The sequence below is a fragment of the Roseibium sp. genome, assembly GCF_965232425.1.
In the GTDB taxonomy this organism is placed as follows: domain Bacteria; phylum Pseudomonadota; class Alphaproteobacteria; order Rhizobiales; family Stappiaceae; genus Roseibium.
On the sequence record NZ_OZ246971.1, the window covers coordinates 3,523,630 to 3,549,191 of the forward strand.

General features: G+C 60.1%; 20 protein-coding genes. 8 read left to right on the forward strand and 12 right to left on the reverse strand.

Annotated elements, in window-relative coordinates; genetic code table 11:
* Window positions 1–15: 15 nt before the first annotated feature.
* A complete protein-coding gene (locus tag ACO08A_RS16220; protein ID WP_422037027.1) occupies window positions 16–1,515 on the reverse strand; it encodes a PLP-dependent aminotransferase family protein in 1,500 nt (499 codons plus the stop codon).
* A gap of 130 nt (window positions 1,516–1,645) precedes the next feature.
* On the opposite strand from ACO08A_RS16220, the gene ACO08A_RS16225 reads away from it, so the two are divergent.
* Window positions 1,646–2,752, forward strand: a complete 1,107-nt coding sequence (locus ACO08A_RS16225) for a mandelate racemase/muconate lactonizing enzyme family protein (protein WP_422037028.1) — start codon at window positions 1,646–1,648, stop codon at window positions 2,750–2,752.
* Window position 2,753: 1 nt separating this feature from the next.
* Window positions 2,754–4,247 (forward strand): aldehyde dehydrogenase family protein, encoded by a 1,494-nt coding sequence (locus ACO08A_RS16230; RefSeq protein ID WP_422037029.1) that lies wholly within the window; start codon window positions 2,754–2,756, stop codon window positions 4,245–4,247.
* Window positions 4,248–4,737: 490 nt separating this feature from the next.
* On the opposite strand, the gene ACO08A_RS16235 is transcribed toward ACO08A_RS16230, so the two are convergent.
* The gene (locus tag ACO08A_RS16235) at window positions 4,738–5,208 is read right to left on the reverse strand and encodes an Lrp/AsnC family transcriptional regulator (RefSeq protein WP_422037030.1); all 471 of its coding nucleotides are present in this window, start codon (window positions 5,206–5,208) and stop codon (window positions 4,738–4,740) included.
* Window positions 5,209–5,330: 122 nt separating this feature from the next.
* Between ACO08A_RS16235 and ACO08A_RS16240 the strand changes: the two genes are divergently transcribed.
* Entirely contained in the window at window positions 5,331–7,688 is a 2,358-nt protein-coding gene (locus ACO08A_RS16240; RefSeq protein ID WP_422037031.1) for a transketolase-like TK C-terminal-containing protein, read from the forward strand.
* 14 nt (window positions 7,689–7,702) lie between these two features.
* Here the strand turns inward: ACO08A_RS16240 and ACO08A_RS16245 are convergent, their stop codons facing one another.
* From ACO08A_RS16245 to gntH (ACO08A_RS16260), 4 genes are all read right to left on the reverse strand, one after another.
* Window positions 7,703–8,884, reverse strand: coding sequence for a HupE/UreJ family protein (locus ACO08A_RS16245; protein ID WP_422037032.1), 1,182 nt, complete (start codon window positions 8,882–8,884; stop codon window positions 7,703–7,705).
* A 137-nt stretch (window positions 8,885–9,021) separates the two neighbouring features.
* A complete protein-coding gene (locus ACO08A_RS16250; RefSeq protein WP_422037033.1) occupies window positions 9,022–10,815 on the reverse strand; it encodes a hypothetical protein in 1,794 nt (597 codons plus the stop codon).
* Window positions 10,816–10,871: 56 nt separating this feature from the next.
* Window positions 10,872–11,786 (reverse strand): hypothetical protein, encoded by a 915-nt coding sequence (locus ACO08A_RS16255; protein WP_422037034.1) that lies wholly within the window; start codon window positions 11,784–11,786, stop codon window positions 10,872–10,874.
* A 179-nt stretch (window positions 11,787–11,965) separates the two neighbouring features.
* Window positions 11,966–13,144: a guanitoxin biosynthesis MBL fold metallo-hydrolase GntH gene (gene gntH / locus ACO08A_RS16260; RefSeq protein ID WP_422037035.1), complete on the reverse strand. Its 1,179-nt coding sequence runs from the start codon at window positions 13,142–13,144 to the stop codon at window positions 11,966–11,968.
* A 183-nt stretch (window positions 13,145–13,327) separates the two neighbouring features.
* Between gntH (ACO08A_RS16260) and ACO08A_RS16265 the strand changes: the two genes are divergently transcribed.
* Window positions 13,328–13,891, forward strand: coding sequence for a TetR/AcrR family transcriptional regulator (locus ACO08A_RS16265; RefSeq protein WP_422037036.1), 564 nt, complete (start codon window positions 13,328–13,330; stop codon window positions 13,889–13,891).
* A gap of 32 nt (window positions 13,892–13,923) precedes the next feature.
* Here ACO08A_RS16265 and gntH (ACO08A_RS16270) read toward each other — a convergent pair whose 3' ends face one another.
* The 3 genes from gntH (ACO08A_RS16270) to mddA all read right to left on the reverse strand — a co-directional run bounded on the left by gntH (ACO08A_RS16270) (window position 13,924) and on the right by mddA (window position 17,145).
* Window positions 13,924–15,150, reverse strand: coding sequence for a guanitoxin biosynthesis MBL fold metallo-hydrolase GntH (gene gntH, locus ACO08A_RS16270; protein ID WP_422037037.1), 1,227 nt, complete (start codon window positions 15,148–15,150; stop codon window positions 13,924–13,926).
* A 262-nt stretch (window positions 15,151–15,412) separates the two neighbouring features.
* Window positions 15,413–16,309: a class I SAM-dependent methyltransferase gene (locus ACO08A_RS16275; RefSeq protein ID WP_422037038.1), complete on the reverse strand. Its 897-nt coding sequence runs from the start codon at window positions 16,307–16,309 to the stop codon at window positions 15,413–15,415.
* An 83-nt stretch (window positions 16,310–16,392) separates the two neighbouring features.
* On the reverse strand, window positions 16,393–17,145 hold the full coding sequence (gene mddA / locus ACO08A_RS16280; RefSeq protein ID WP_422037039.1) for a methanethiol S-methyltransferase: 753 nt from the start codon (window positions 17,143–17,145) through the stop codon (window positions 16,393–16,395).
* Between the two features lie 265 nt (window positions 17,146–17,410).
* On the opposite strand from mddA, the gene ACO08A_RS16285 reads away from it, so the two are divergent.
* Window positions 17,411–18,106 (forward strand): winged helix-turn-helix transcriptional regulator, encoded by a 696-nt coding sequence (locus ACO08A_RS16285; RefSeq protein WP_422037040.1) that lies wholly within the window; start codon window positions 17,411–17,413, stop codon window positions 18,104–18,106.
* A gap of 16 nt (window positions 18,107–18,122) precedes the next feature.
* Here ACO08A_RS16285 and ACO08A_RS16290 read toward each other — a convergent pair whose 3' ends face one another.
* Complete coding sequence (locus ACO08A_RS16290; RefSeq protein WP_422037041.1) at window positions 18,123–19,163, reverse strand: aldo/keto reductase; 1,041 nt, start codon at window positions 19,161–19,163, stop codon at window positions 18,123–18,125.
* Between the two features lie 14 nt (window positions 19,164–19,177).
* Window positions 19,178–19,888: a GntR family transcriptional regulator gene (locus ACO08A_RS16295; protein ID WP_422037042.1), complete on the reverse strand. Its 711-nt coding sequence runs from the start codon at window positions 19,886–19,888 to the stop codon at window positions 19,178–19,180.
* Window positions 19,889–20,001: 113 nt separating this feature from the next.
* Between ACO08A_RS16295 and ACO08A_RS16300 the strand changes: the two genes are divergently transcribed.
* The 3 genes from ACO08A_RS16300 (at window position 20,002) to ACO08A_RS16310 (ending at window position 23,282) form a co-directional block, all read left to right on the forward strand.
* Window positions 20,002–21,525, forward strand: a complete 1,524-nt coding sequence (locus ACO08A_RS16300; protein WP_422037043.1) for a UxaA family hydrolase — start codon at window positions 20,002–20,004, stop codon at window positions 21,523–21,525.
* A gap of 47 nt (window positions 21,526–21,572) precedes the next feature.
* Window positions 21,573–22,262, forward strand: coding sequence for an SDR family oxidoreductase (locus tag ACO08A_RS16305; RefSeq protein ID WP_422041766.1), 690 nt, complete (start codon window positions 21,573–21,575; stop codon window positions 22,260–22,262).
* A 165-nt stretch (window positions 22,263–22,427) separates the two neighbouring features.
* Entirely contained in the window at window positions 22,428–23,282 is an 855-nt protein-coding gene (locus ACO08A_RS16310) for a fumarylacetoacetate hydrolase family protein (RefSeq protein WP_422037044.1), read from the forward strand.
* A gap of 15 nt (window positions 23,283–23,297) precedes the next feature.
* On the opposite strand, the gene ACO08A_RS16315 is transcribed toward ACO08A_RS16310, so the two are convergent.
* Window positions 23,298–25,514: a CHASE2 domain-containing protein gene (locus ACO08A_RS16315; protein WP_422037045.1), complete on the reverse strand. Its 2,217-nt coding sequence runs from the start codon at window positions 25,512–25,514 to the stop codon at window positions 23,298–23,300.
* Window positions 25,515–25,562: the final 48 nt, after the last annotated feature.

The following is a 25,562-nucleotide window of genomic DNA, read 5'->3' on the forward strand; positions in this document are numbered from 1 at the left end:
TAGCAGTCCAATTGATTATGCCGACAGCCTTTCACAATGACCGGTCGTGACAATTTTCTCAAGTATGTCGATGCCTTTTCGGATTTCCTCGGGACTGGTGCTGCCGAAGCCGAGCACAAGGCCACGTTGCGAAATCGGGGCGAGAGCGTAGCGCGACAGCGGGACCGTGGTGATGCCCTCTTCGGCGGCTTTCGCGACGATCAGGTTTTCGTCAAGCGACGGGTTCACCAGCCCGACCGCATGGAAACCGCTTCTTGTCGGCTGAAGGTCGATCTGTCCCGCAAGTCTCCGCGCCTCTTCCATAAGGGCATCGTGACGCTCCCTGTAAAGCTGGCGCATGGTGCGGATATGCGTGGCGAACATGCCCTCGTCCATGAAGTCGGCAACGATCGCCTGGGTGACGGTCGGCACGCCGGCGAGCCAGGTCTGGCAGACGCGCTCGAAGCTTTCCACGAGAGGCTCGGGCACGAGCACGAAGCCGAGCCTCAATGCCGGGAACAGCGACTTGGAGAACGTGCCGACATAGATGACGCGCCCGTGCGTATCGATGCTCTTGAGCGTCGGTGGCGGCTGATCGCCGTAATAGAATTCGCCGTCATAGTCGTCTTCCACGATCATCGCATCGGCATCGTTCGCCGCCTTCAGAAGCGCCAGCCGGCGGGACAGGCTCATGACGTGACCGAGCGGCTGCTGGTGTGAGGGGGTGACGAAGGCGAGGCGGAAATGCGGCGCTTTCGACAAACCGTCCTCAATGCAAAGGCCGTCCTCGTCGACCCTGACCGGAACGGGGGAGGCGCCAATCGCCACGAAGGCATTGCGCGCACCGATCGCGCCGGGATTCTCGAACCAGATCGGTTCACCCGGATTGACCAGCATGCCGCCGACGAGTGAAAAGGCGCGCTGGGCTCCGTTGGTGATGAAGATCTGTTCGGGGGAGCACTTGATACCACGCGAGGCGTTGAGCTGCCGTGCAATGGCATTCCTGAGGCCCGGATATCCGGACGGTTCGCCATAGCCGGTGACGTGATCGCGATCCTTGCGCCAGTGGCGTGCCGACAGTTTTGCCCATTGGGCCATGGGAAAGGCATCGAGCGCCGGGAGCGCTGTCACGAAGGCTTCGGACCTGTGCGGAAGGCGCGCGCGGGGGGCAAAGTCCGGGATCGCATGGCGGGATGCATGCGACAGGCGCGGCACGACCGGAACGATGTTGTCGGCGGTCGCGGTCGGTCTGGGCGCCAGCCGGGCGTTCAGGGCTTCGCTGACAAATGTGCCGGAGCCGACCCGCGCTTCCAGAAGACCTTCCGATATCAGCCTGTCGATGGCGTCAATCACGGTCGTGCGCGAGACGCCGATTTCCCGCGCCAGGGTCCGGGTGGCCGGCAATCGTTCGCCGGGTGTCAACGCGCCTGCCAGGAGCAGGTCGCGCAATGACATGTAGAGCTGGATCGAGATTTTCTTTTCCGCGGACTTGTCGATCTTGATGGATGACAGGACCGCGCCTGCGTGCCGCTTCATGCATTTCTCCCAATTGGTATGAGACTTTCAGCAAAACGGACCTTAAATCAAGTCCAATTATGCGTAGGTTAGCTTGAAGAGACCCATGTTTTTCCCGCGGAGACCTCTGCCGCAAGAGCCTGATGTACCTATGAAAATTCAATCGATAGAAACGTTTACAGACGAATTCGTCTGCTTTGTCCGGGTAACGGCGGACACCGGCGTCACTGGGTGGGGGCAGGTTGCGCCGTACTATGCCGATATCACCGCCGAAGTGGTGCATCGACAGGTCGCTCCTTACGCGCTGGGCGAAGACGCGGTCGACATCGCGCACCTGATGGACATCATTCCGGACAGGGAGCACAAGTTTCCGGGCTCCTATCTGCGCCGCGCCATGGGCGGGCTGGATACCGCGCTGTTCGATCTGAGGGGCAAGCTGGAAGGCAAACCGGTGTGTGAGCTTCTCGGCGGTACGCCAGGCCGCGTGCGGGCCTATGGCTCGTCGATGAAACGGGACATCACACCGCAGGACGAGGCCGACCGGCTGAAAAAACAGCAGGACGATTTCGGCTTCACGGCCTTCAAGTTCCGGATCGGCGCAGAATGCGGCCGGGATCAGGATGAGTGGCCCGGCCGGACGGAAGAGATTGTTCCGACCATGCGCCGAGCCTTTTCCGACGACACGGCGCTGCTGGTGGATGCGAATTCCTGCTACTCGCCGCAAAAAGCGATCGAGATCGGGCATTTCCTGCAGGACAACGGCATCTCGCATTACGAGGAGCCGTGTCCCTACTGGCATTACGATCAGACGAAAAAGGTCACCGAGGCGCTTGATATCGATGTGACCGGCGGGGAGCAGGACTGTTCGCTGGTCGACTGGAAGCGCATGATCGACCAGCGGGTCGTCGACATCATCCAGCCGGATGTCTGCTATCTCGGTGGAATGCTGCGCACCATGCAGGTGGCCGAAATGGCAGATCAGGCGGGTATCCCGTGCACGCCGCACGCAGCCAACCTGTCGCTGGTGACGCTGTTCACCATGCACCTGCTGAGAGCGATCCCGAACGCCGGTAAGTATCTCGAGTTCTCGATCGAGCAGGAAGACTACTACCCGTGGCAGACCGACCTTTACGTATCGTCGCCGTATACGATCAACGACGGCCACGCGACTGTGACGGACGCGCCGGGATGGGGCGTTGAGATCAACCCGGAGTGGCTTGCGAAATCCACCTACAAGATCAGTTCCCGGGAGCACTGAGATGACCCATGCAGACGATCTGATCGCGGAATACAAGAACACCGGGACGCTTAGTGCGCTGCCGGCCGGCCACTTCATCGACGGCGCTTTCTCGCAGCCGGCGCATAACCGGACCATGGAGAGTTTCGATCCGGGCGCGGGTGTGCCTTTCGCTCGCTTCACGGCCGGCACGAAAGAGGATGTGGATCAAGCCGTCGCCTCGTCCCGACGGGCATTCGACACGGTCTGGCGCGACATAGCGCCTGTTGAACGCTCAAGGATCCTGCAGCGGACATCCGCGCTGATCCTTGAGAACCTGGATCTGCTCGCGGTGGTGGAAACGCTGGACAGCGGCAAGGCCCTGCAGGAAGCGATGGGCGATGTCAGGGGGGCGGCGCGCGCCTTCGAGTATTACGCCGGGGCCTGCGACAAGCTGCAGGGCGACAGCTTTCCGCTCGGTCCGGATTATGTCGGCTACACGATCCACGAACCGGTCGGTGTGACGGCCCACATCATTCCCTGGAACTTTCCGATTTCAACGGCTGCACGCGGGTTTGCGCCCGCGCTTGCGGCCGGATGCACCGTTGTCGCCAAACCGGCGGAGCAGACGCCGTTTACCGCGCTTCTGCTCGCGGATCTTCTTTTCAAAGCCGGATTGCCTGAAGGGGTCTGCAACGTCGTCACCGGCACGGGAGCGGAGACCGGCGCGCCGCTCACTGCGCATCCCGATGTCGATCACATCACCTTTACAGGTTCGGTTCAGACCGGCCGGGCGGTCATGAAGGCGGCGGCGGAAGACATTACCCGCGTCGTTCTGGAACTCGGCGGCAAGTCTCCCGTGGTCGTCCTCGGCGACTGCGACCGCGAGCAGGCGCTTTCCGGTGTGCTCGGGGCGATCTACGAGAATGCCGGCCAGATCTGTTCCGCCGGGTCGCGTCTGGTGATCGAAAAGAGCATTCACGACGACTTCGTGGCGGAGCTTGTGGCGCGGACGAAGGCGCTGAAGCTCGGGCACGGCCTTGGCAACCCGGATGTCGGGCCGGTGAATTCCTCCGAACACCTTGGCAAGATCGCCGGTTTTCTCGACCGGGCGAGGGCCGGCGGCGCGGACATTGTCACCGGCGGTTCGGTCACCGAAGATCCGGCTACGGGGCGCGGCTGGTTTTTTGAACCGACCATCGTCGATGCCGTTTCGGCAGACAACGAGCTGGCCCGCGAGGAGATCTTCGGGCCGGTGCTGACGGTGCAGGTCGCAGAGGACGCGGACCACGCTCTCGCGCTTGCCAATGACTGCCAATACGGTCTCGTCGCCGGCATCTACACCTCGGATTTCGGCAGGGCGCATCAACTCGCCCGCAAGATCGACGCCGGACAAATCTACATAAACGAATATTTTGCCGGCGGGATCGAAGTGCCGTTCGGCGGAAACAAGAAGTCCGGCTTCGGCCGCGAGAAGGGCCTGGAAGGCCTGACCAGCTATTGCAAGACCAAGAGCATCGCAGCCAGGATCAGCTGATTTCCCACGTCAGCCCGTCCTGCTTGCCCTGGCCGGCTTCAGGTTCCCCGGAAGCCGGCCCTTTTTCTCATGTCGTTTCCAGCGCCACTCTGCCGGACACCGGCGTGCGTGACGAGTGCGCCGAATTTCGGTGCTCGTGGCCCATCCTTCGAGGCTTCGCACCTCAGGATGAGGTAAACAACGGTGGCAATCCTGATTGGATGCAGAAACCGGAAAAAAACGCATCGCATTTCCATTCGTCACCCCGGGCGAACTGCGTGAGACCCGGGGCCGGAGAGCCCCGATCTGCCGGTTGGTGCACCGGACCAACCGACCGGCCGTTGCCTCCCCGGTCCCGGCTCGCGCTACGCTTGGCCGGGATGACTTAAACGCACGAAGATCTTCATCCTGAGGAAGCGCGACGCGCTGACTCGAAGGGTGGGCTGCCAGCTTCAAGCATCTCTCATGCCTGTTTGCATCTCCGACCGGATTTACGCGTACGGGGTCTCTTCTAGGGTGTCCGCGCCACGCCCGATTTCACCCGGCGCAACGGGATCGAGCTTTCGATATTGGCGACGCCCGGTACCTTTGTGAGTTTCCCGGTCAGAAAGGTCTCGAACGCGGCGAGGCCGGTCGTTGCAACACGCAGGAGATAGTCGCGGTTGCCGGTCATCAGCCAGCAATCGACGACTTCGGGAAAGGTCTGGATCGCGGTTTCGAACTGGTCCAGCGACACATCAACCTGCTTGTCCAGTTGAACCGAGACGAAGACGGAGACCTCGTAGCCCAGGGCAACCTCGTCAATGAGGGCGCAATAGCCGGTCACGATGCCGCGTTCCTCCAACTGGCGCAGCCGGCGCGCAACCGGTGTCGGACTGAGACCGACGCGCTCCGACAGATCTTGAAGGGAGATTCTGCCGTTTTGCCGGAGTTCGCGCAGGATCTGGATATCGAATGCGTCCAGGTTGGAGGGTTTCACCACGATTAATCTCTTTTCTGCTGAATAAAACCAATTTCTATCCAATAGGCGTACGAAATAGCAAGAAACCTGCCTCACGCCGACGATAAATTGACGCAAACGCCATACTCATCGGGGATCGGGCAATGCATATCGAGCATCTCAAAACCATCGAAAAGCGGCTGCTGTGGCTGTCACACTGGATGATCCATCATGCCAACCACGTCAGGCCGAAGGTCGACGGGATCAAGGTCGGTGGCCACCAGGCGAGTTCGGCCTCGATGGTGTCGATCATGACGGCGCTCTATTTCTCTGCGCTCAGGCCCGAGGACCGTGTTGCGGTGAAACCGCATGCATCGCCTGTCTTTCACGCGATCCAGTATCTGATGGGCAACCAGAGCCGGGAGAAGATGGAAAATTTCCGCGGTTTCGGAGGTGTGCAGTCCTACCCGTCGCGCACCAAGGACAGCGACGACGTGGACTTTTCAACTGGCTCGGTCGGCCTCGGCGTTGCGATCACATCCTTCGCCTCGCTGGTTCAGGATTACATCACTGCCAAGCCGTGGGCGGCGGAGCGCCCGCTCGGACGGATGATCGCGCTTGTCGGCGATGCGGAACTCGATGAAGGCAATGTCTACGAAGCCCTCCAGGAAGGCTGGAAAAACGATCTCAGAAACTGCTGGTGGATCATCGATTATAACCGGCAGTCGCTCGATGGCATCGTTCGCGAAGGCCTGTTCGACCGGGTGGAGAAAACATTCGATGCCTTCGGATGGGATGTCGTGCGCGTGAAATACGGCGCTTTGCAGCGGGCCGCTTTCGCAGAACCCGGCGGTGCGCGGCTGCGTGAGTGGATCGATGCCTGTTCCAATCAGGACTACTCCGCCCTGACCTTCATGGGCGGTGCGGTCTGGCGGCAGAGACTGATGGACGATCTTGGCGATCAGGGCGACGTTACCGCGCTGATCGACCGGCGCAACGACGCGGAGCTTGCCGACCTGATGGAAAATCTGGGCGGCAACTGCACACGGACCATGGCCGAGGCGTTCGCTGCAATTAATCACGACCGTCCGACCTGCTTTCTGGCCTACACGGTCAAGGGGTGGGGGACACCGATCGCCGGTCACAAGGACAATCACGGCGGCCTGATGAACAAGGCCCAGATGCGCGACTGGCAGGCACATATGGGTGTGCCGGAGGGACAGGAATGGGAGCCGTTCGCGACGGTGGAAGACGTTCCGGCCCTGAAGGCGTTTCTCGATGCGGTTCCGTTTTTTGCTAAGGGAACGCGGCGCTATTCCGACGCCCGGATCGAGGTGCCCGGTATTGCCCTGCAGCCGGGAGGAGAGATCTCCACGCAGATGGCCTTCGGCAAGGTGCTCGATGATCTTTCCAAGGGGGACAGCAAGCTTGCCGAGCGGATCGTCACGACGTCGCCCGATGTAACGGGGACAACAAATCTCGGTCCCTGGGTCAACCGCCGGAAACTCTTTGCCCGCCATGCCAAGGCCGATGCCTTCATCGAACATCGCATTCCATCAACCGCCAAGTGGGAATTCACGCCGGACGGTCAGCATATCGAACTCGGCATTGCGGAAATGAACCTGTTCCTGCTGCTCGGGGCCGCGGGGCTGTCGCACTCGCTGTTCGGTGATCGCCTCATTCCGATCGGGACCGTTTACGATCCCTTTGTCTGTCGCGGCCTCGATGCCCTCAACTATGCCTGCTACCAGGATGCGAGGTTCATGATCGTTGGGACGCCGTCAGGGGCGACGCTGGCGCCGGAAGGCGGGGCGCATCAGTCAATCGGCACGCCGCTGATCGGCATGAGCCAGGACGGGCTTGCGGCTTTCGAACCCGCCTTCGCGGACGAGCTTGCCGTGATCATGGAATGGGCTTTCGACTATCTGCAGCGGGAAGGGGAAGGCGATCCGGACGAGCGGACCTGGTTGCGTGACGAGACCGGTGGCTCGGTCTATCTGCGCCTGTCGACCAACCCGATCGAGCAGCCCGTCAAGCGGGCCGACGAGGCCTTTCGCCAGGGGGCAATCGACGGGGCCTACTGGCTGCGCAAACCGGGCCCGAACTGCGACGTCGTCATCGCCTATCAGGGCGTCGTCGCGCCGGAAGCGATAAAAGCCGCGGGTCAGCTTGCCGGCAACCGGCGGGACGTCGGCGTTCTGGCGGTCACATCCGCCGACAGGCTGAATGCCGGCTGGACGGCGGCGCAGCGGGCAAGATCGCGCGGCAACGCAGCCGCGGTCTCGCATATCGAACGGCTGACGGAGACGCTGCCGCAACACTGCAAACTGATCACCGTCATCGACGGTCATCCGGCAACGCTTGCCTGGCTCGGCAGCGTCGCGGGCCACCAGACGATCCCGCTCGGCGTCGAGCATTTCGGCCAGACCGGCACGATCGGCGAGCTCTACCGGCATTTCGGGATCGACGCGGAGTCCATCATCGAGAAGGTCAACGGGCTCACGGCGGGAAGACGCATTTGACTGTCACTCGGCAATCAAATGGCTGAGACCACGTCCTGGAGGCGGGTCACGGTCCAATAGGCCGCGATAGATCCGCATCCGAAGGCGATGGACGCGCGCGCAACGCTTGCCAAGCGCGCGTGTTCACGGGTCAGCAGCCAGAGAGCCGGCCATACGGCCAGAACGATTGCCAGCTGTCCGATCTCGACACCAACATTGAACGCCAAAAGACTTTGCCAGATGTCCGGTGACGTGACCTGCAGGATGTTTTTCAGCACGAAGGAAAAACCCAATCCGTGCAGCAGGCCGATACCGCCGGTGATCAGCAGAACAGCCCACTCGCTGCGATCTTCCCGGGCACTCGGCCATACAGCCAGTGCCGCCGCGAAAACAATGGAAACCGCTATGGAGGTTTCGACCAAGGGTATGAACCAGGCGCCTTGCGGCACGAGACCAAAAAAACCGGCGCTGAGCGTGATGCTATGGCCAACCGTGAACCCGGTTACCCGCCAGGCCAGGGACGAAAGCGTCCGTGCGCCGAGCACAAGACAGAGTACAAAGAGTACGTGATCCGGACCTTCAAGAATGTGCCGGGCGCCTTCGACAACGAACGTCCAAATGGCCGCGAGTGAAGACCGTGACACCGTTACCGGTTCCGTCATCAGTCCCTGGGACCGGAACACCTTGGTTCCACCGGGGCCATAGTCCAGAATGAGATTGGCCGTCTGGTCCTGGTCGGGCAATCCAGGGTCAAGGCTGCTCGATAGCTGGTAGGCTGAAAGGCGGCTTGGACTCGCTGCCCTCAACTTCGCATCAATCACCGCGTCACCTACATAGAGCTCCGCGGATTTATCGGTTTGGCTGGAGGGGATTGCAAACGAGGCTTTTGCTTCCTCGAGCGTTGCAAATGGAGGCTGTGTCCCCACGCGCCGGATCCGCGTCTCCTGAACGCTGAGCGGGATATCACTGTCGCCAAAGGTGAGCATGAAACCCTTAGCAACGAGGTTCCCCAGCCCGTTTGCGTCCTTCGGCAAGGCGTCAAAATCGACCAGATGGACGAGCCGACCTTGCTCCATTCGATTGAACGTGAAGGGTGCAGGAACGGGAAGACCATCTTTCTCCGACTTCCCGACGAGCCCGGCGACGAGGTAGGGCATGGGAATACGGACATAAAGATCGGCGCCTTCGTCGGTGTGCTCGACGTGGATTACCCTCACGTTCAAGTTCAACAGGAAATGCGAGGAAGCCGGAACCGAAAGCCCGAATAACAGTGAGAGTGCCAAGAGCAAACACATGAACAGACCTGGTGTGCTTCGTGAGTGGGTCTGCCTTGCTTCTTGAGCCTGTTGATCGGTCATTGAGTGATGTCCATTTCAAGAACAGTCAGACCGCTCAACCACCACATTCCGTCCTGTTCAATCAGGTCTGCGCGGGCCCGGTACGCGATGTCGCGCAAATGGGTGTGTCCCCAATGCTGCCCGCGTGCCCGGGCTGTCCACTCCACAAGCCCGGAAAACCCGCTTCCATTCGCGAGCGGGAGGATTTCGGAGACGGAGAGGTCTTTAATGGTTTCAACACGCGCGGTTGTTCCGCCGGCAATCTTGATCTTGATGGCGCGCTCAAGTTCTGCTGCAACGCTTCCGGTGGCGTCCGGATGCACGAATTTTGAGAGTTCAGCTGTCAGCTGCAAGTCATCGACTTCCAAAAAGGCGGCATTCGCATTTGCAAGGACGGCCAGCATCGGGTCTGAGGCTTCGGTCTGGTTCGGCAATCCGGAGACCGGATTTGCAAGAGTTAGCTGTCCCTCGTCTTTCGACAGTGCCGCACCGAAAATCGCAACAACGGCGATAATTCCTGCCGTTTTCCGCCTGCGGCCTTGCGTACGCACGGCGAACAAACCCGCGCCAAAAGCCAACACGCCGAGACCGAGCGAAAGCATGGGGAGCCTCAGTGTCCGGTCACCACTCACCGGAACCGCGGCGACCCTGGGATCCTCGTATCTGAGCAGGTGGTTGGTCCAGGTATGGACCGGGTCCGTTATGCTGACTTCGGAGGGGAATGGCCCGGCGGGATCGATCGATGTGGCGGGAAGGCGCTGAATGCGATCGCTGAAAAGATCCCATTTCGTGCTTGCCGTCCGGGGCAGATGATCCACGGGATAGGACAGACTTATGCCCAGTACGGCTGTCGTCGGATCAATCTCGCGTTCGTCGTCGATGACCTGAACACCCGTCATCGAGAGGTCAAGAAATTCCGACTTCACTGAGCGCGGAACAACCTCGACGCCATCAATTTCGACCTGGTTCCTGGATCTGAAAAAGTGGTTCGCTTTCTGTTTGATCTCTTCCCTTCCATCCGGTTCGACGGACCGGCGCGCACCCCGGTCCAGGTTGACCCAGTCTTCGAGATCCCTCAGGCGAACCACGATCTCGTGCCGGACCTCACGCGGCTCGATGTAGAGGAATGACAACATCGGCCAGCGGTGGTGACGCTTCAGATTGGGATTGTCGAAGACCGAGTACCACGGATCATCCCAGTCAAGCTTCAGGGTCACCGGTCCTGTCAGATACCTGAAGTCGATGACCGGAACGCTCTTGTGATAGGCGATGAAGCCGATCGCAAGGAGCCCCCTGTCGTCTGCATCGGTTGGCGGGATCACCGATATCGTTTCTGGTTTGCCGTCAAACAGATAATCAAGTTCGACATAGAGCACGCGTTTGTCGCCTGGCGGCTCGGGCGTTTTCTGTCGGGTCACAGGATTGATCATCCCGGCAAATGGCGAGGCCCGGTCCTTGCGCAGGCGGGGCTCCGACAGACGTAACTCCGCAGTCAGACGCTCCGACCCGTCGGCGACAACCTGAAATTTCTCCTCCGAGAATGTCCGCATCCTGGCGTGCAGCGGTTCCGGCGCGGTTGCGTTCTCTTCCAGCCAGTCCTGGGGAAGCAGTTCCGGCACTTTGGAGATGTCATCGACGTAGACTTCCAAGGCAATTCTGACCCGGTCGTCAAGCACGGTAATTTCGGCGATGTTCGGAGAGGTTTCAGCCCCGGAAAGGTTGATCCAGTCGGCATGGCCTGGCGCAGGGGCAAAGACAACGAGACCGACGATCCATCCGAAACTGAGCACCCAGCGCATGAGGCGCGGCATAGTGTTGAACGCCTGCCCAAACTGGTTCCCGCCGAAACGCAATAGACTCTTCCCGTTCAAAATCTTCTGCTGATGCCCAGGAACGGTCCATGCTCCGTCGCGTCGAATGCAAACTCGTTGGCACCGGTGCCGGACGAATAGTCCATGTCGTAGATGCGGTAGCCAAGCCTCAACGTGGTGTTGTCCCAGGCCTCCCACGCGGCAACGCCCGTTACCGACCAGGTTAGATCGTCTCCGCCTACGCCAAAGCCGGCGAGATCCCCACGCAGGACGAAGTCCCATTTGGGCGTGGCATGAAAGATGGCGCGCGCGCCTACAACCGGTTCGAGCCAGTGCTTGTCGCCACCGAGATTCGCAGTGAAAGGCGCTGGAAGGCCGGGTGTGACATCAATTTTCTGACGCAGGAAGTTGTAGCGGGCACCTGCTGTTACGTCGAAGGAGAGGCTGCCATGCGTGCCCGAGCGGCCAATCGTCGGAAAGCGGTAACCGATCAGCATGTCAACAATGCCCTGCTGAACGTCGACATCGACTTCACCATTGCCCCGCGGTCCCACATTCTTCGGGTTGAGACCGAGATTGACATATTGTCCGTCAAGGACAAAACCGAAGGCGCTGCCGTTGTTCCGGCCCATATCCCGCCAGCCTTCGAACCGTCCCGAAAGCGCGAACTGGAACAGGTCGAATATTTCCTGTGGTCCCAGGTCCAGATCGACCGTACCACCGTCGACAGTCGATGATCCTTGTACGGACAGCGGGACAAACGCATAAGCACCAAGTTCGAATTCCCAGGGCGAGACAGTTTCGATCGTATCAGGCAAAGGGGCGGGCGTTTGCCCGAGATCGGCGGCCTGGCCTGAAAGAGCAGAGGCGAAGAAAGCACCCGCGGCAAAAACCAGATGCAACCGTTTTTTTGACGTCGCGGCGTCTTCTTTTTTGAAGCGGGACTTCGTGCATGCAGAATTCGAGAGCATTTTTTCGGTTTCCTTCACCCTCATGGTCGACGAAGGTCATTGGTGATCCATCATTCATCGAATGAAGATACGGTCCCACTGCAGAATGTTCACCGCCAGACCCAGTGCTTGCTCACAAGCCGCGTCAGCCAGACCGTTTGCTTTCAGGATCTGTCTCCGACGCGGTGCGCCGTGCAGCGCTACTGATCCGGCATGGGTGGCGGCGTGTAACCCTTCCACTTTCCGGCAAGCGTTTCCTCCGATGGAGACTTTTCTTCAGAGCGCGGAGCGTTGAGATAAGAGTCAGTGACGTCAGGTGGCAGGACGTACTCGTCGACCGTTGCCATGCGCGTGACGATATTGTCCTTGGTCACGTTGATCACCATCAGGTCGCGAGAGAGCGCAAGCGGACCATCGTAGGTTTCCCGGACGCCGTCCATGATGGCCGCGTTGTTTTCAGGTGATTGAACCGAATGATACCCGACCGCCAGCCGCGGTTTTACCTCGGACATGATCTTGCCGAATGCGGCGGGTTCCGTGTGAACGCGCGTAGAGACATAGGTCGCCTGCCTGAGGCTCCAGCCGAAATACTCCGCGAGCGCTTCTGGAGGCAAAAAGCATTCGTGAGACGCAACGTCCGCACCCTTGGCGAACTCGATATACCACTTGTTGGGATAGGTATCGCCGCCGAACACGTATTTCAGACCGTTCCATTCGAGACTGTAGCTGACCGATCCATCCAGACTGTGAATGGCCGGCCAAGAGCGGACAACGACCCCGTTCTGGTCGTAAACGACTTCGTTCTCCTGTCGGAAATCGAATTCGTGGACCTCGATCTTGGCACCGGCATCCGGCAGTGCACCCGTACGTGTTTGAAGGTCCCAGGCATAAGCATCCTGCATACCCTTCACAAAGGCGGCGGTGCCAAGCTCGGGGGTGGATCCTGTCGGCCCGAAGATGTGGATTGGCGAGTAGCGGCCGGAAAGCCAGCCAGCAACGTGCAATCCCATGAAGTCACCTACATGGTCGATATGAAGGTGACTGACAAACACCTTGTCGAGTTTCGAGAAGTCAGGGCGCAACGAAAACAGGTTGGCCATCATTCCGGAGCCCGCATCAAAGATGAACTTGTCACCGTTTCCCAGTTCGACGAGGTACGAAATCGAGACCGCGGCGCGTGTCTGGTTCGGCATGCCGGTTCCCAGTGCCGTTATGCGCATTTCTCCGTCGCCAAGAATTTCCGTGTTCGGAAAGTAACTCGCCGGATAGGTCCCATCCGTTATCGGAGAAACGGTCCGGCCCTTTGGTAACGCATCCGCCCTTGAGGCTTCCTGCGCGAACGCAACCGTTCCTACGGCGTCATCGATGAGTGATGACATAATATACGTTCCAGCCGGCGCGGCACAGACACATGCCGCAGCCAACGCAACGACTGCTATTGTTTTCGACACACTCGCCATCACACTCTCCTCCCGTGCTTCTGGCCTTTTCGCGATCCCTTTACAGAACCATAGACAACTCTATGTTACGTCCAAAGGACGCGAGCTTCAATAGAGGACTCTATGGTAAAAACACGTACGCCCCGCTTGAACCGGTCCGACTGGATTGCCGCAGCCCTGTCGGCGCTTCAGAGCCGTGGGGTCGAGAACATCAAGATCGTCAATCTTGCCAAGGACCTTGGCGTCACGTCGGGTAGTTTTTACTGGCATTTCAAGGATCTGGGCGAATTGCTGAGAAGCACGCTTGAATTCTGGGAAATCGAACTGACTGACCGCATCTCCGAGCGTTATCGATCCTTCGATGGGAACGCGACCGACCGGCTTTTCAATCTCATGGTCGACGTCATTCGCTATGACGCCGCAGCGCCCGACCATGCTATTTCCGTCTGGGCGAAAAACGACGATCACGCATGCCAGGTTTACGAACGCACGCTGCAGAAACGCTTCGATTTTGCGCGCTGGATGTTTGAGCAAAATGGATTTGAGGCGCATGAGGCACAGCTTCGCGGTCGTCTTTTCGTGGCGTACCTGATGGGTGAATCCTCGACCAATTTGAAGGCACAAGCTGACTGGGAGCACGTGCTGAAACGACAGCTTGATATTCTGACGGCCAGACCGGAAATCTGAGCCTGTCCGCCCGTTCGATGGGTGCCCGTTGCTCATTCCATGTCATGTTCCTGCTTGAACGCGTCGACCATGGGTTTCAGAACATCCGAAATGTCCCAGGCACCGGCCTTCATTTCGTCGCTGAGCGGATCTGTCAGACCCGTGGGATCAGGTTTCGGCGGAGCCTTGGCTCCCGGCACTGACCAGGCTTCCTCGGTGATCACTGCCATGCGCTCAGACACGCCGTCTTTCGTAATGTTCCAGACCATGTTGTCCTGGGCCATCGAGAGAGGCCCGTCGTAGACGCTGCGCACCTGGTCGTAGATCTCGTAGCGCACGCCCTCCTCGTTGAAGAAGTGATAGGCAACAGCCTGGCGCGGTTTGATTTCCGCCATCACCTTCCCGAAGGCGGCAGGCGCCGTATGAACCTGAGTGCCGACTCCCAAAGCTTGCTCAGGTGACTGTCCGTACCATTTCACGAGCTGTTCGGGCGTCATGAAGGTTTCGTGTATCGCCAGGTCCGCATCCTTCGCGTAGTCGATGTACCACTTGTTGGGAAGGGTATCTCCCCCGATGACGATCTTGTAACCGTTCCACTCGAGCGCGTAGCTGACGGGCCCGTCTCCGGCGTGGATCGCTGGCCAAGAGCGCACAGTTACACCGTTGTCCTCGTAAACAATGCCGTTTTCCTGGGTGTAGTCGAACTCGGTAACCTCAATTTTGCCGGGCTCCTGGCTGAGCGCGAAATTCCGGGTCTGGAGGTCCCAGTTGTAGGCCTTCAGGAAATGGTCGATGGCGTATTTCGTGCCCATGTCCTCCGTTGCACCGCTCGGACCCCAGATACGAAGCGGGCCGGTGCGCCCCGCCGTCCAGCCTCCGGCCCAGAGCGACGTCAGATCTCCCCAGTGATCGGTGTGCAGATGCGTGATGAAAACCTTGTCGAGCATGTCATACGGGATCATGTAGGCGGCAACATTGGCCATCGAGCCGGTGCCTATGTCGAACAGAAACTTGTCCCCGTTGCCCAGTTCGACCAGAAAACAGGTCGCGGCCTGTTTGTGGCGCGCGGAGGGCATGCCGGTACCGCATGCCGTCATCCTGATTTCGTCTTCGCCAAGTGCTTCGGTGCCGGGATAAAAGACGTAGCGGTCCGGTGCCGTGCCTGTAGGGTCCGTGACTTTGCCACCGGCTGCCTGGACATGGTCGCCTTCCGGTATCACCAAAGCCGCGCTGCCCAGCAAAATCGCCAAGGTTGCAATGGACCGTTTTCCGAAACGCATGTGTTGCCCTCCCAGCTTCATCATGTTCACGACTGCTCGGGCGCGTTTGCAGGCTTGCTTTTGGTCAGGATCGTTCCCGCAAAATCACCGATCAATCGCTTGTAACTCGATGACGTCAATCACGATTTTTGGTTTTTCTAGAGGGTATCATACCATTCTCAGCGGTAGGTTCTATCGACACTATTGCGTAGGTCGCGGCACCTGAGGAAAGGCATTCGCGAACTGTTCGGCCCGAAATGGCGAGGACAAGGCGAGTGTGCTTTCAATCCGCAGCATCCGCGTGGATGACCCAGGACGAGCTGTCCATCCACAGTCCGGCATCATCCCTGGGAACGGCCTCGAAGAGACGATGGAGATCGCTTTCGATGACGGCCCTCTTTGCTTGCGCCACGGCTCCCGCAAGTCTGAAGATTTCTCCGGCCGGTCCAAGGGCGAGCTGGAAGGCGATCGCCTCCTCCACGGTTCGGCCCACCAGCACTTTCGCGTCGACCCTTTCAAAGCGAATGTTCCGAAAACCGGCGGCCTCCATGATGGCGCGTGTCGCGGTTTCGTCAGCCATGGAGAACGGGCCGGGACCACAGGAGGGCGCGTTTGCGTCGGGCTGGGGCAGATGCGTCAGAAGGACCTCGCGGGCGGCGGAGAGCCAGGGGTTCGCGTCGCGGTCGCGCCATACGATGTGCGTCATGCGGCCGCCGGGCCTCAAGGCCTTGCGCATGTTGCGCAGGCCCGCCACGGGACTGGAAAAGAACATCGTGCCGAAGCGCGCGAACACGTAGTCGAATTCGCCCCGGGGCAGGGACCTTTCGGCATCGCGGCAGGCGAAGCTGACATTGCCGACCAGCATCTGTTCGGCGGCATGCCATGACTGGGCGACAAAGGCGGGGACGCAATCAATGCCGAGGACATGCCCGTCGTCACCTGTTCGTCCGGCGAGCGCGATGGCCGTGTCGCCGAAGCCGCAGCCGACATCCAGCACCCGATCTCCCCTGCGGATCGGCAGTCCGGGAATGATCGCCGCGCTGTGATGACGCAAACCACCTACAAGGACATGCCGGTACTTCAGAAACTTTGGCGCCATCACCTCGATCCAGAAATCGACGATTGGCGTTGTTTCGGGACCGGATGACAGGTGAGGGGCCTGGAAGGCGTGTTTTGTCATGACTTTTTCCTCGGAGTGTGCATGCGCGTTACCCCGGTTCAGGGCTTCGGCGCTGATGACTTGAGAAGGGTTGATCTTGAAGGTCACGCGGGTCGTACGCGGCGTTGCAGCAACCGGAAGGGGTTGGGCACCAGCATCGGCACGCGGGTCTGGTAATCCCGGTAGGTCGCGCCGAATTCGCGGACCAGGGAGCGTTCTTCGAAATGAAGACCGATGAGGACATAGACGCTCATCGTGACGGCGAAAAACAGATGGCCTGCGGTCATGACGGGTGTTGCGAAGAAAACCAGTATGACGCCCAGTTGCATCGGATGACGCACGAGCCTGTAGAGCATCGGTGTCTTGAAAACGGGCCGCGGCGCCGGTGCGCCGATGGCGCTCGCCCGGATCTGGCGCAAGCCGAAGAGTTCCCAGTGATCGATCAGGAAGGTGGACAGGAGCACCGTGACCAGGCCGATGCCGAACACGGCGTAAACCAGCAGAGCCCAAATGCCGTCTACCGACCAGATCGCGAAAGGCATCGGTTGCCAGAACAGCATGAGAAGGGACAGGAAGGCCGCTGCCTGCAGCACATAGGTGCTGCGTTCCGCTTCAACGGGGATCAGTTTCGTCCACCGGTCCTTGAACCACTGACGGGCCATCAGGCTGTGAAAGAAGCCGAAAAGGAAGACGAGCAAAGCATTGATTGCAAGTGACGCCGGCAGATCGGACGGAACGCCGTCGTTGATCGCCTTCGGGACCGCGACGCCGAGCAGGAACCCGGCCATGTAAAGGAACGCGATGTTGAAGAAAAAATAGCAAAGGATGCCGTAGAGCATCAGTCCGGGGCGTCTCATCCAAGGTCTCCATCTGCAAGGCGCCGCAGCCGCGGCAACCGCTATGTTGATGTGACTTCAGATACGGTTTGGCCGTGTTCCCCGATACTTCTGCAGATGTAGCAATGAACTACGTATTGCGTAGTTAGGTGTCGCGTTCTAGGGTGGGAACCCATAAATGAAGCCTTTCGCGACGCGGCAGATGGCCAAAACGGCCAAATCCGAAGGACGGCAAAATGGCTTTATTTATGGGTCCGTACCCTAGGGAGTATCCAGGAGGTCCGGCATGAAAAAATACGGCCAGTTCTGTCCCGTGGCAAAGGCGACCGAGATCCTGGGCGATCCCTGGTCGATGCTGATCGTGCGCGAACTCCTGCTCGGATCCAGCCGGTTTTCCAGCCTGCAGCGCGGGTTGCCGCGCATTTCACCGACCATCCTGAACAAGCGTCTGAAAGAGCTGGAAGCCTCCGGCGTCATCGTCAAACGACCCATAAGCGGCCAGCGCGGACATGACTATCGGCTGACGCCCGCCGGCAAGGAGCTGTCCGCCGTTGTCCAGGCGCTGGCCGTGTGGGGGATGCGCTGGGCCCGGGACGAAATGGACGACGATGATCTGGATGTCACTTTCCTGATGTTCGATATCCAGCGCAATCTCGCGCTCGACCAGCTGCCAGACGGGGAAACTGTGATCTGTTTCCAGTTTCCCGATCTGCAGGAGTTCGGAACCTGGTGGCTGATCTGCTCCGGCGGCGAAGTCGATCTCTGCTACCAGGATCCGGGTAAGGACGTGAACGCTTTCATCACGTCGCGGTCCCGCACGATGATGGAGGTCTGGATGGGAGACCGTCCGCTCTCGAGCGCATTGAAAACCGACCAGATAAGCCTCGTTGGCGAAAGCGCCGTCTGCGCGCGGTTCGCCAAGTGGTTTCCGCTTTCAGAAGCCGCCGCGATCCCCCGTCCAACCGAGAGCGAACGCGTTTAGCCGGCGTACAGCCTGATCAGGGCTCCGATGGTATCGGAGCGTCAGGATGGATAAGCGCTTCACCCTTGAGATCCGACCACAGGCTTGCGGGCACCGGTGTCTCCAGAACCTCGACATTGGCCTTGACCTCGGCGGCGCTCACGGCTCCGGGGATGACCGTCTTGACGCAGGGATGTCCGAGGACGAATTGAAGCGCGGCGGCGATCAGCGGCGTGCCGTGCGATTTGCAGACGGCCTCTATCCTGCGCGCGCGTTCGAGGATCTCCGGCGGCGCATCCGCATAATTGTACTTGGCACCCTCGACGGGACCGGTGGCCAGGATGCCGGAATTGTAGGGGCCGCCCAGGATGATGCCGACATCGCGTTTTTCGCAGAGCGGCAGAAAACTCTCCAGAGCCTCCTGTTCCAGGAGCGTATACCGGCCGGCCAGCAGGAACCCGTCGAAATCCCCGAGGCCGAGCAGCTTCTCGCAGACCTGCCATTCGTTCACGCCCGCGCCGATGGCCGCGACGTCTCCGGCGTCCTTCAATTCGCACAAGGCCCTGTAGCCGCCGCCGTCGAACAGCTCCCGAACCTTGGAGTCGCTCTGTTCCTGCGAACCTTGCGAAAAGACGCAGACATCATGCACCAGCAGAATGTCGGCATTGCCGATTTTCATGCGCTCGCGGCTGGCTTCATAGCTGCGCATGACACCGTCATAGGTGTAGTCGAACACGATCCGCTTCTGCGGCACGTTGACGAAGGCTTCCGGGGTGACTTCATGCGGCTCGCAATCAAGAAGAAGACGGCCGATTTTCGTCGAGAGCTGGACATTGTCCCTGCCGAACCTGGCTAGCGCCTCGCCGAACCTTCGTTCCGAAATCCCGAGCCCGTATTGAGGCGCCGTGTCGAAGTAGCGGATTCCGGCGTCAAACGCGGCCTGCAGGGCCGCCTGGGCATCCGTTTCGGACACTTCACGGTAGAGATTGCCGAGAGGGGCTCCACCGAAGCCCATTTTCGTAAGCGGGACCGGCCTTTTCGTGCGGCCGTTCAACAAGGTGGTGTCGGTTACCTTCATGCGGGGTTCCTGTATCAGCGGGACTGGAAAAGTTCCGGACGGGTTTCGGCGAGCGCCTCGATGCGCGGCATCAATTGTCCGAGATGGTGACGCAGTGCAGCTTGCGCCGCGTCCGGGTCGCGGTTCTGAATGGCGTCGAAAACGGCCCGGTGTTCTTCCAGGGTTTCGACAGCGCGGCCGGGCGTGGGGAGCAGGAGCATGCGTGCCCGCGTCACCTGCAGCGACACCAGCCGCGCGACCGCCTTCAGCCGCGGGTATCCCGTGAACAGCATCAGCAGTTCGTGAAACTCCTCGTCCGCCTGGTAGAAGCCCAGGATGTCGCCATCTTCAATGAGAAGTGTCTGAAGCCGCATGTTCCTGTTGATCTGCGCAAACTGGTCTTCCGTCCGGTCCGAGGCGACCTTTGCGACGCTCGCCAGTTCCAGAGCCTGCCTCAGAAAGGAGCCTTCGCGGATATCATCCATAGAGAAATAGGCGACGCGGGTTCCCGATTGCGGGATGACGTCGACGAGGCCTTCGTTGGCAAGCCTTGCGATCGCTTCTGAAACGGGAGACCGCGACACGCCGAGTTTCTCGCAAATCGGTGCCTTGCGCAGCACTTCTCCCGGTCTGAACTGCAGGGACAGGATCGCTTCCTGGAGCGCCAGATAGACTTTCTGGGCAAGCGAGCCCTCGAACGCATTGATGTCCTGTAGCCGCGCCGCATCGATGTCGGTGTTTGTCATAATCGCCTCTTGCTGACTAACATGTTAGTTGACAAGATCGGCAAGTCAAGATAGGTCGTGGGGAGAATAATGACCCACAATCTTGAAGACCATTGGTGCGGGAGAGGCGCGGTATGATCGGAAGCGGATTCATCAAGCTCAGGCCGGACGACAATGTCGTCATCGCCTTGCGACCGCTTCCCGCAGGCACGGAACTTGACGGAGTGTCTCGGGCGTTGAGCGGTCAGATTCAGCCGGGCCACAAGATCGCGTCTTCGGCAATCTCAAAGGGAGACAACGTCTATCGCTACGGTCAGGTGATCGGACAGGCGAAGACGGACATCCAGCCCGGAGAGCATGTGCATTCGCATAATCTGGGCATGCAGGACCACAGTCTGCAGGAGCATGAGTTCGCCTCGCACAATGCGCCGTTGCCGGAGATCGACCATTCGAGAAAGTTTCTTGGATACAGGCGCGCCGACGGACGCACCGGCACGCGCAATTATCTCGGCATTCTCACCTCGGTGAACTGTTCGGGATCCGTCGCCCAGTTCATCGCGGAAGCGGCCGAGAAAAACGGGCTGCTCGACCGGTTCCCTAACGTGGACGGCATCGTGCCGATCGTGCACGGGACAGGCTGCGGCATGTCGGGTGAAAACGAAGGATACGCGGCGCTCTTCCGGACCTTGTCTGGCTATGCCCAGCACCCGAATTTCGGCGGCATTCTCCTGATCGGCCTCGGCTGCGAGGTCATGCAGATTTCCGACCTTGTCGGCGGACGCCCGATCCGGGCGGACGGCGCCCTGCGCTACATGACCATTCAGCACGAGGGCGGCACACGCAGGACCATCGAGAAGGGGCTTGAAGAACTCGAGGGGATCGCCGGAATTGCCAACAAGGTGGCGCGGAGCCCCGCGCCGATCAGCGATATCACCGTGGGCATGCAATGCGGTGGCTCCGACGGCTATTCCGGCATTACGGCCAACCCCGCGCTCGGGTTTGCCTCGGACCTGATCGTGCGTCATGGCGGCACGACAATCCTGTCCGAGACGCCCGAGATCTACGGCGCGGAGCACCTGTTGACCCGCCGGGCACAATCGCGGGATGTCGGTGAAAAGCTGCTGGAGCGCATCCGCTGGTGGGAGGACTACACCACCCGGCATGGCGGCGAAATGGACAACAATCCAAGCCCGGGGAACAAGCGCGGCGGCCTGACGACGATCCTTGAAAAGTCCCTGGGGGCTGTTGCCAAGGGCGGGACCGCGCCGCTCGCCGGCGTTTACGAATTCGCCGAACAGGTCGACCGGAAGGGCTTCGTTTTCATGGACAGCCCCGGTTTCGACCCGTGTTCGGTGACAGGACAATTTGCTTCGGGATCAAACCTGGTCGTGTTCACCACCGGACGGGGATCCGTCTCCGGCTACAAGCCGACGCCGTGCATCAAGCTGGCGACGAACTCGGACATGTACGGGCGCATGTCCGAGGACATGGATCTCAATTGCGGCGACATCGTCACGGACGGTGTGACCATCGAGCAAAAGGGCGAGGAACTGTTCGAACTGCTGCTTCGCGTCGCATCGGGCGAACACACGAAAAGCGAGGAACTTGGCTTTGGCGGTGTCGAGTTCGTGCCCTGGCAAATTGGAGCGGTCATGTGAGGCGTCTTGAAGGCAAAAACATCCTGATCACCGCAGCAGGTCAGGGCATGGGAAGAGCGAGCGCAATCGCCTGTGCGGCGGAAGGTGCGAAGGTCATCGCAACGGACAAGAACGTGGCGCTGCTGGACGGCCTTGACGGGATCGAGACCCACGGGCTCGACGTGACCGACGGAACCGCGATCGGTCAATTCGTTGCGTCCCTTCCCGACCTCGACGGCCTGTTCAACGTCGCGGGCATGGTGCATCACGGCACCCTGCTGGACGTGACCGACGAGGACTGGGAGCGCGGCTTCGATCTGAATGTGACATCCATGATGAAGCTGACGCGCGCCTGCCTGCCAGGCATGCTGCGGCAGGCGGAAAAGACCGGCTCTGCCTCGATCGTCAACATGTCGTCCATGGCCAGTTCCATAAAGGGATTTCCGGTCAGGACGCTTTACGGGGCCTCCAAGGCCGCCGTCATCGGTCTGACCAAGGGCATCGCCGCCGATTTCGTCACCAAGGGCATCCGTTGCAATGCGCTTTGTCCGGGAACGGTCGACACGCCGTCCCTTCGCGGACGCATTGCCTCTGCTCCGGACCCGGTACAGGCTGAAAAGGACTTCATCGCGCGACAGCCGATGCGGCGCCTGGCACAGGTCGCGGACATCACGCCCATGGCGATCTACCTGCTTTCGGACGAAAGCCAGTTCGTGACAGGACAGGCACTGGCGGTCGATGGCGGCGTCACGATCTGAAAAAACGACGGTGCGTGATGCACGCCCCTGTGCTTTCGAATACGTACCGGAATCCGGTGATGCGGGCTTCTTCCGGCAAGGCGCATCCCATATGAATGACCCGGCGCTTGCAGCCGTCCGTTGCGGTTGACCGGCAGACCACTGGCGAAACGAGAGAACTGACACATGAAATTGCTGCGTTACGGCCCGGCAGGGCAAGAAAAACCCGGATTGCTCGACGACGATGGACATGTGCGCGATCTTTCCGCACACGTGACCGATATTTCCGGAGACAGCCTGCTGCCGGAGAAGGTGGCGCAGCTGAAAGGCCTCGATCCAAGCAGCCTTCCCCTCGTTCCGGGGCAGCCCCAGGAAGATCTCAGGCTGGGACCGTGTGTCGGCAGCGTCGGCAAGTTCATTTGCATCGGCCTGAATTATGCCGACCATGCTGCCGAGTCGGGACTGGACGTGCCGCCCGAACCCGTGGTTTTCGGAAAGTGGACCTCCGCAATCGTCGGCCCCGACGATGATGTCCAGATTCCGCGCGGCTCGGAAAAGACGGATTGGGAAGTCGAACTCGGTGTCGTGATCGGCAAGGGCGGCAAATACATCGAGGAAGCAGACGCCTTGCAGCATGTTGCCGGTTTCTGCGTCATCAACGATGTGTCGGAACGCGATTTCCAGCTGAACCGGGCAGGGACCTGGGACAAGGGCAAGGGCAGCGACACCTTCGGACCGCTCGGGCCCTGGCTGGTGACGCCGGACGAAGTCGGGGATTTCGATCAGCTTGCCATGTGGCTCGAGGTTGACGGCCATCGCTATCAGAACGGCTCGACGTCGACCATGGTGTACAAGGTTCCGCACCTGATCAGTTACTGCAGCCGCTTCATGAGCCTGCAGCCGGGCGACGTGATCTCGACCGGAACCCCTCCGGGTGTCGGCATGGGTCAGAAGCCTCCGGTCTATCTCAAGGGCGGCGAAGTCATGCGCCTCGGTATCGAAAAACTCGGCACCCAGACCCAGAACGTCAAGACCGCCTGATACCAGGGACCGGCGTCACTTGGTCTCGGCGACATAGACGCCGTCCCAGTTTGCAGGGGGCGGTGTCTTCTTGAAATTCTCGATCCTTGCCCGGAACGTTGCGGCGAGCCTTGCCAATTCGCCGTCCCCGGCCTCCGAGATTTCCCGGCAACGGGCCAGTGCCGCGTCCCAATCCTGACTGCGGTAGTGGCGCAGCATGTCTTCAAAGCTTGCCTTGCCGGCTGCAAACGTTCGGCTCAATGCCATATCGACGTCTCCCAGAAGGCAGAAAATGCGTTCCGGTTCCTGCTTGCCCTTGACCCGGATGAGATCGGCCTCAACGAGCGCGAACAGATCGCTGACCCTCTCCGCAGTGCTATTTCCGATCAGGATGGTGACACCATATGTCTTCGTCTGTCCTTCGAGCCTCGACGCGAGATTGACGGAATCGCCCAGCACCGAGTAGTCGAAGCGGAACTCGGAGCCCATGTTCCCGACAACACAGTCGCCGGTGTTGATCCCGACCCCGATATTGAGCGGGAAGAACTCCTGCCCGTCCGCCCGGGCTTCCCGCATCCGTTCCTCGTTGAGCGCGCGCATGCGATTGACCATGACCAGGGCTGCCTCGCAGGCGTGGATTTCCTGACTGTCGTCGTCCAGCGGCGCGTTCCAGAAGGCCATGATCGCGTCGCCCATGTATTTGTCGATGGTTCCGCGTTTTTCCATGATGCCGTTGGACAGCGGCGTCAGAAACCGGTTCATCAGGCTGGTCAGCCCCTGAGGGTTTTTCGCGAAGCTTTCCGAGATGTTGGTGAAGTTGCGGACATCGGAAAACAGCACGGTGGTCCGCCGCCTCGCGCCACCAAGCGTCAGGTTCTCCGGATTCCTTGCGATCTGTTCGACATAGTCCGGCGCAAGGTACTGTGAGAAGGCCGACCTGATTTCCTGTCTCTGGATCTCTTCCCTGCGATAGTTGATGAAGACGAGCAGAATATAGACGCTCAGGCTTGCAAACAGCGGATAGCCTGCGTCCAGGAGCAGCTGTTCACTGGAAAAGAAGTACCAGCTGCCCGCGGCCCAGCTCGCTGCCAGCACAAAGCCGAATACGAGCACCGGAAGGGCGCCGAGAATTGGCACGAGCAGAAGTGTCAGGAGCGACAGGACCGTTGTCGCGACAAGTTCTGCGCCCAGTGCGTAGTTCGGCCGCGTCAGAAAGGACTGGCTGAGAATGTTCTCCAGTATCTGCGCATGCACTTCGACGCCAGGCATTGCCGGGTTGACCGGTGTCGCCTTCAGATCCAGCAGACCGGTCGCCGATGTGCCGAAGAGGATCAGGTGATTCCGGATCCTGGATGTGTCGAATGTGCCGTTGGCAACATCGGCCGCAGATACGTAACGTTGCGGATTAGACGGCGTGTAGTGAACCCAGATCCGTCCGTTCCTGTCGGTCGGCACCTCAACGCCGCCGACCACCACCGCACTGATGCCGGCTTCGTTGCTTTTCACCGCGAAGGCATTTTGCCCGGTTGCGACGCGTAGCAACTCCACGCTGAGAGCGGGGTGAACCTTGCCTTCGACAACCACTGTCAGGGCCGCGCGCCGCACGATGCCGTCGGGATCGGGATAGATGGAAAACAATCCCTTGCCGATCGCGGCATCTTCCAGGAGCGGAATGTTTCTCAGCAGCTTCGGATATTCGAACATGAACGCCGTGGGATCCGGTCCGAGGAGAGCGACCGGTGTTTGCGGCTGTTCCGGCCGGTCCGCCGTTATGAAGTCAACGCCGCCGGCCTGACCGACAACCACGCGCATCCGGCGCATGGCGTCGCTCATTGCCTTGTCCGTGGACGGCAGGGCAGCCAGTTCCCCGAGCGCCGCGTCGCTCAGGCCGCGAATGGTCTTGCCATATTGATCGGGCGAGAGCCGATCGGGTTCCGCGAAGACAACGTCGAAGGCGACGGCGATACCGCCTGCCTGGGCGATGTTGTTCAGAATGTCGGCCATGGTCGTGCGCGCCCAGGGCCATTGTCCGAGTTGCGCGAGACTTTTCTCGTCAATGTCAACGATCGTGACGGGAACGTCCTCATACACACGCGGCTTGAGCACCTGATAGAAATCGAAAGTCTTGAGGCGCACGAGTTCCACGACGAACGGGTCGAGAAGACGCACCCCGAGCAGGACGATCAGCAACACAAACGCTGAAAGGCGCGCAACGCCGAAAACGGAATTCAGTTTTCGGATCAGCTGTTTCATCGGATGTCAAAAAGCATCGGCAAGAGCGCCCGGCTGGCGTCCGAGGCA

Excerpts from the sequence above, each read along its gene's own strand:
- ACO08A_RS16220 (WP_422037027.1), bottom strand. The coding sequence starts at position 1,515 with ATGAAGCGGCACGCAGGCGCGGTCCTGTCATCCATCAAGATCGACAAG.
- ACO08A_RS16225 (WP_422037028.1), top strand. The coding sequence starts at position 1,646 with ATGAAAATTCAATCGATAGAAACGTTTACAGACGAATTCGTCTGCTTT.
- ACO08A_RS16230 (WP_422037029.1), top strand. The coding sequence starts at position 2,754 with ATGACCCATGCAGACGATCTGATCGCGGAATACAAGAACACCGGGACG.
- ACO08A_RS16240 (WP_422037031.1), top strand. The coding sequence starts at position 5,331 with ATGCATATCGAGCATCTCAAAACCATCGAAAAGCGGCTGCTGTGGCTG.
- ACO08A_RS16250 (WP_422037033.1), bottom strand. The coding sequence starts at position 10,815 with ATGCCGCGCCTCATGCGCTGGGTGCTCAGTTTCGGATGGATCGTCGGT.
- ACO08A_RS16255 (WP_422037034.1), bottom strand. The coding sequence starts at position 11,786 with ATGCTCTCGAATTCTGCATGCACGAAGTCCCGCTTCAAAAAAGAAGAC.
- gntH (WP_422037035.1), bottom strand. The coding sequence starts at position 13,144 with ATGTCATCACTCATCGATGACGCCGTAGGAACGGTTGCGTTCGCGCAG.
- ACO08A_RS16265 (WP_422037036.1), top strand. The coding sequence starts at position 13,328 with ATGGTAAAAACACGTACGCCCCGCTTGAACCGGTCCGACTGGATTGCC.
- gntH (WP_422037037.1), bottom strand. The coding sequence starts at position 15,150 with ATGCGTTTCGGAAAACGGTCCATTGCAACCTTGGCGATTTTGCTGGGC.
- ACO08A_RS16275 (WP_422037038.1), bottom strand. The coding sequence starts at position 16,309 with ATGACAAAACACGCCTTCCAGGCCCCTCACCTGTCATCCGGTCCCGAA.
- mddA (WP_422037039.1), bottom strand. The coding sequence starts at position 17,145 with ATGAGACGCCCCGGACTGATGCTCTACGGCATCCTTTGCTATTTTTTC.
- ACO08A_RS16285 (WP_422037040.1), top strand. The coding sequence starts at position 17,411 with ATGAAAAAATACGGCCAGTTCTGTCCCGTGGCAAAGGCGACCGAGATC.
- ACO08A_RS16290 (WP_422037041.1), bottom strand. The coding sequence starts at position 19,163 with ATGAAGGTAACCGACACCACCTTGTTGAACGGCCGCACGAAAAGGCCG.
- ACO08A_RS16295 (WP_422037042.1), bottom strand. The coding sequence starts at position 19,888 with ATGACAAACACCGACATCGATGCGGCGCGGCTACAGGACATCAATGCG.
- ACO08A_RS16300 (WP_422037043.1), top strand. The coding sequence starts at position 20,002 with ATGATCGGAAGCGGATTCATCAAGCTCAGGCCGGACGACAATGTCGTC.
- ACO08A_RS16305 (WP_422041766.1), top strand. The coding sequence starts at position 21,573 with ATGGGAAGAGCGAGCGCAATCGCCTGTGCGGCGGAAGGTGCGAAGGTC.
- ACO08A_RS16310 (WP_422037044.1), top strand. The coding sequence starts at position 22,428 with ATGAAATTGCTGCGTTACGGCCCGGCAGGGCAAGAAAAACCCGGATTG.
- ACO08A_RS16315 (WP_422037045.1), bottom strand. The coding sequence starts at position 25,514 with ATGAAACAGCTGATCCGAAAACTGAATTCCGTTTTCGGCGTTGCGCGC.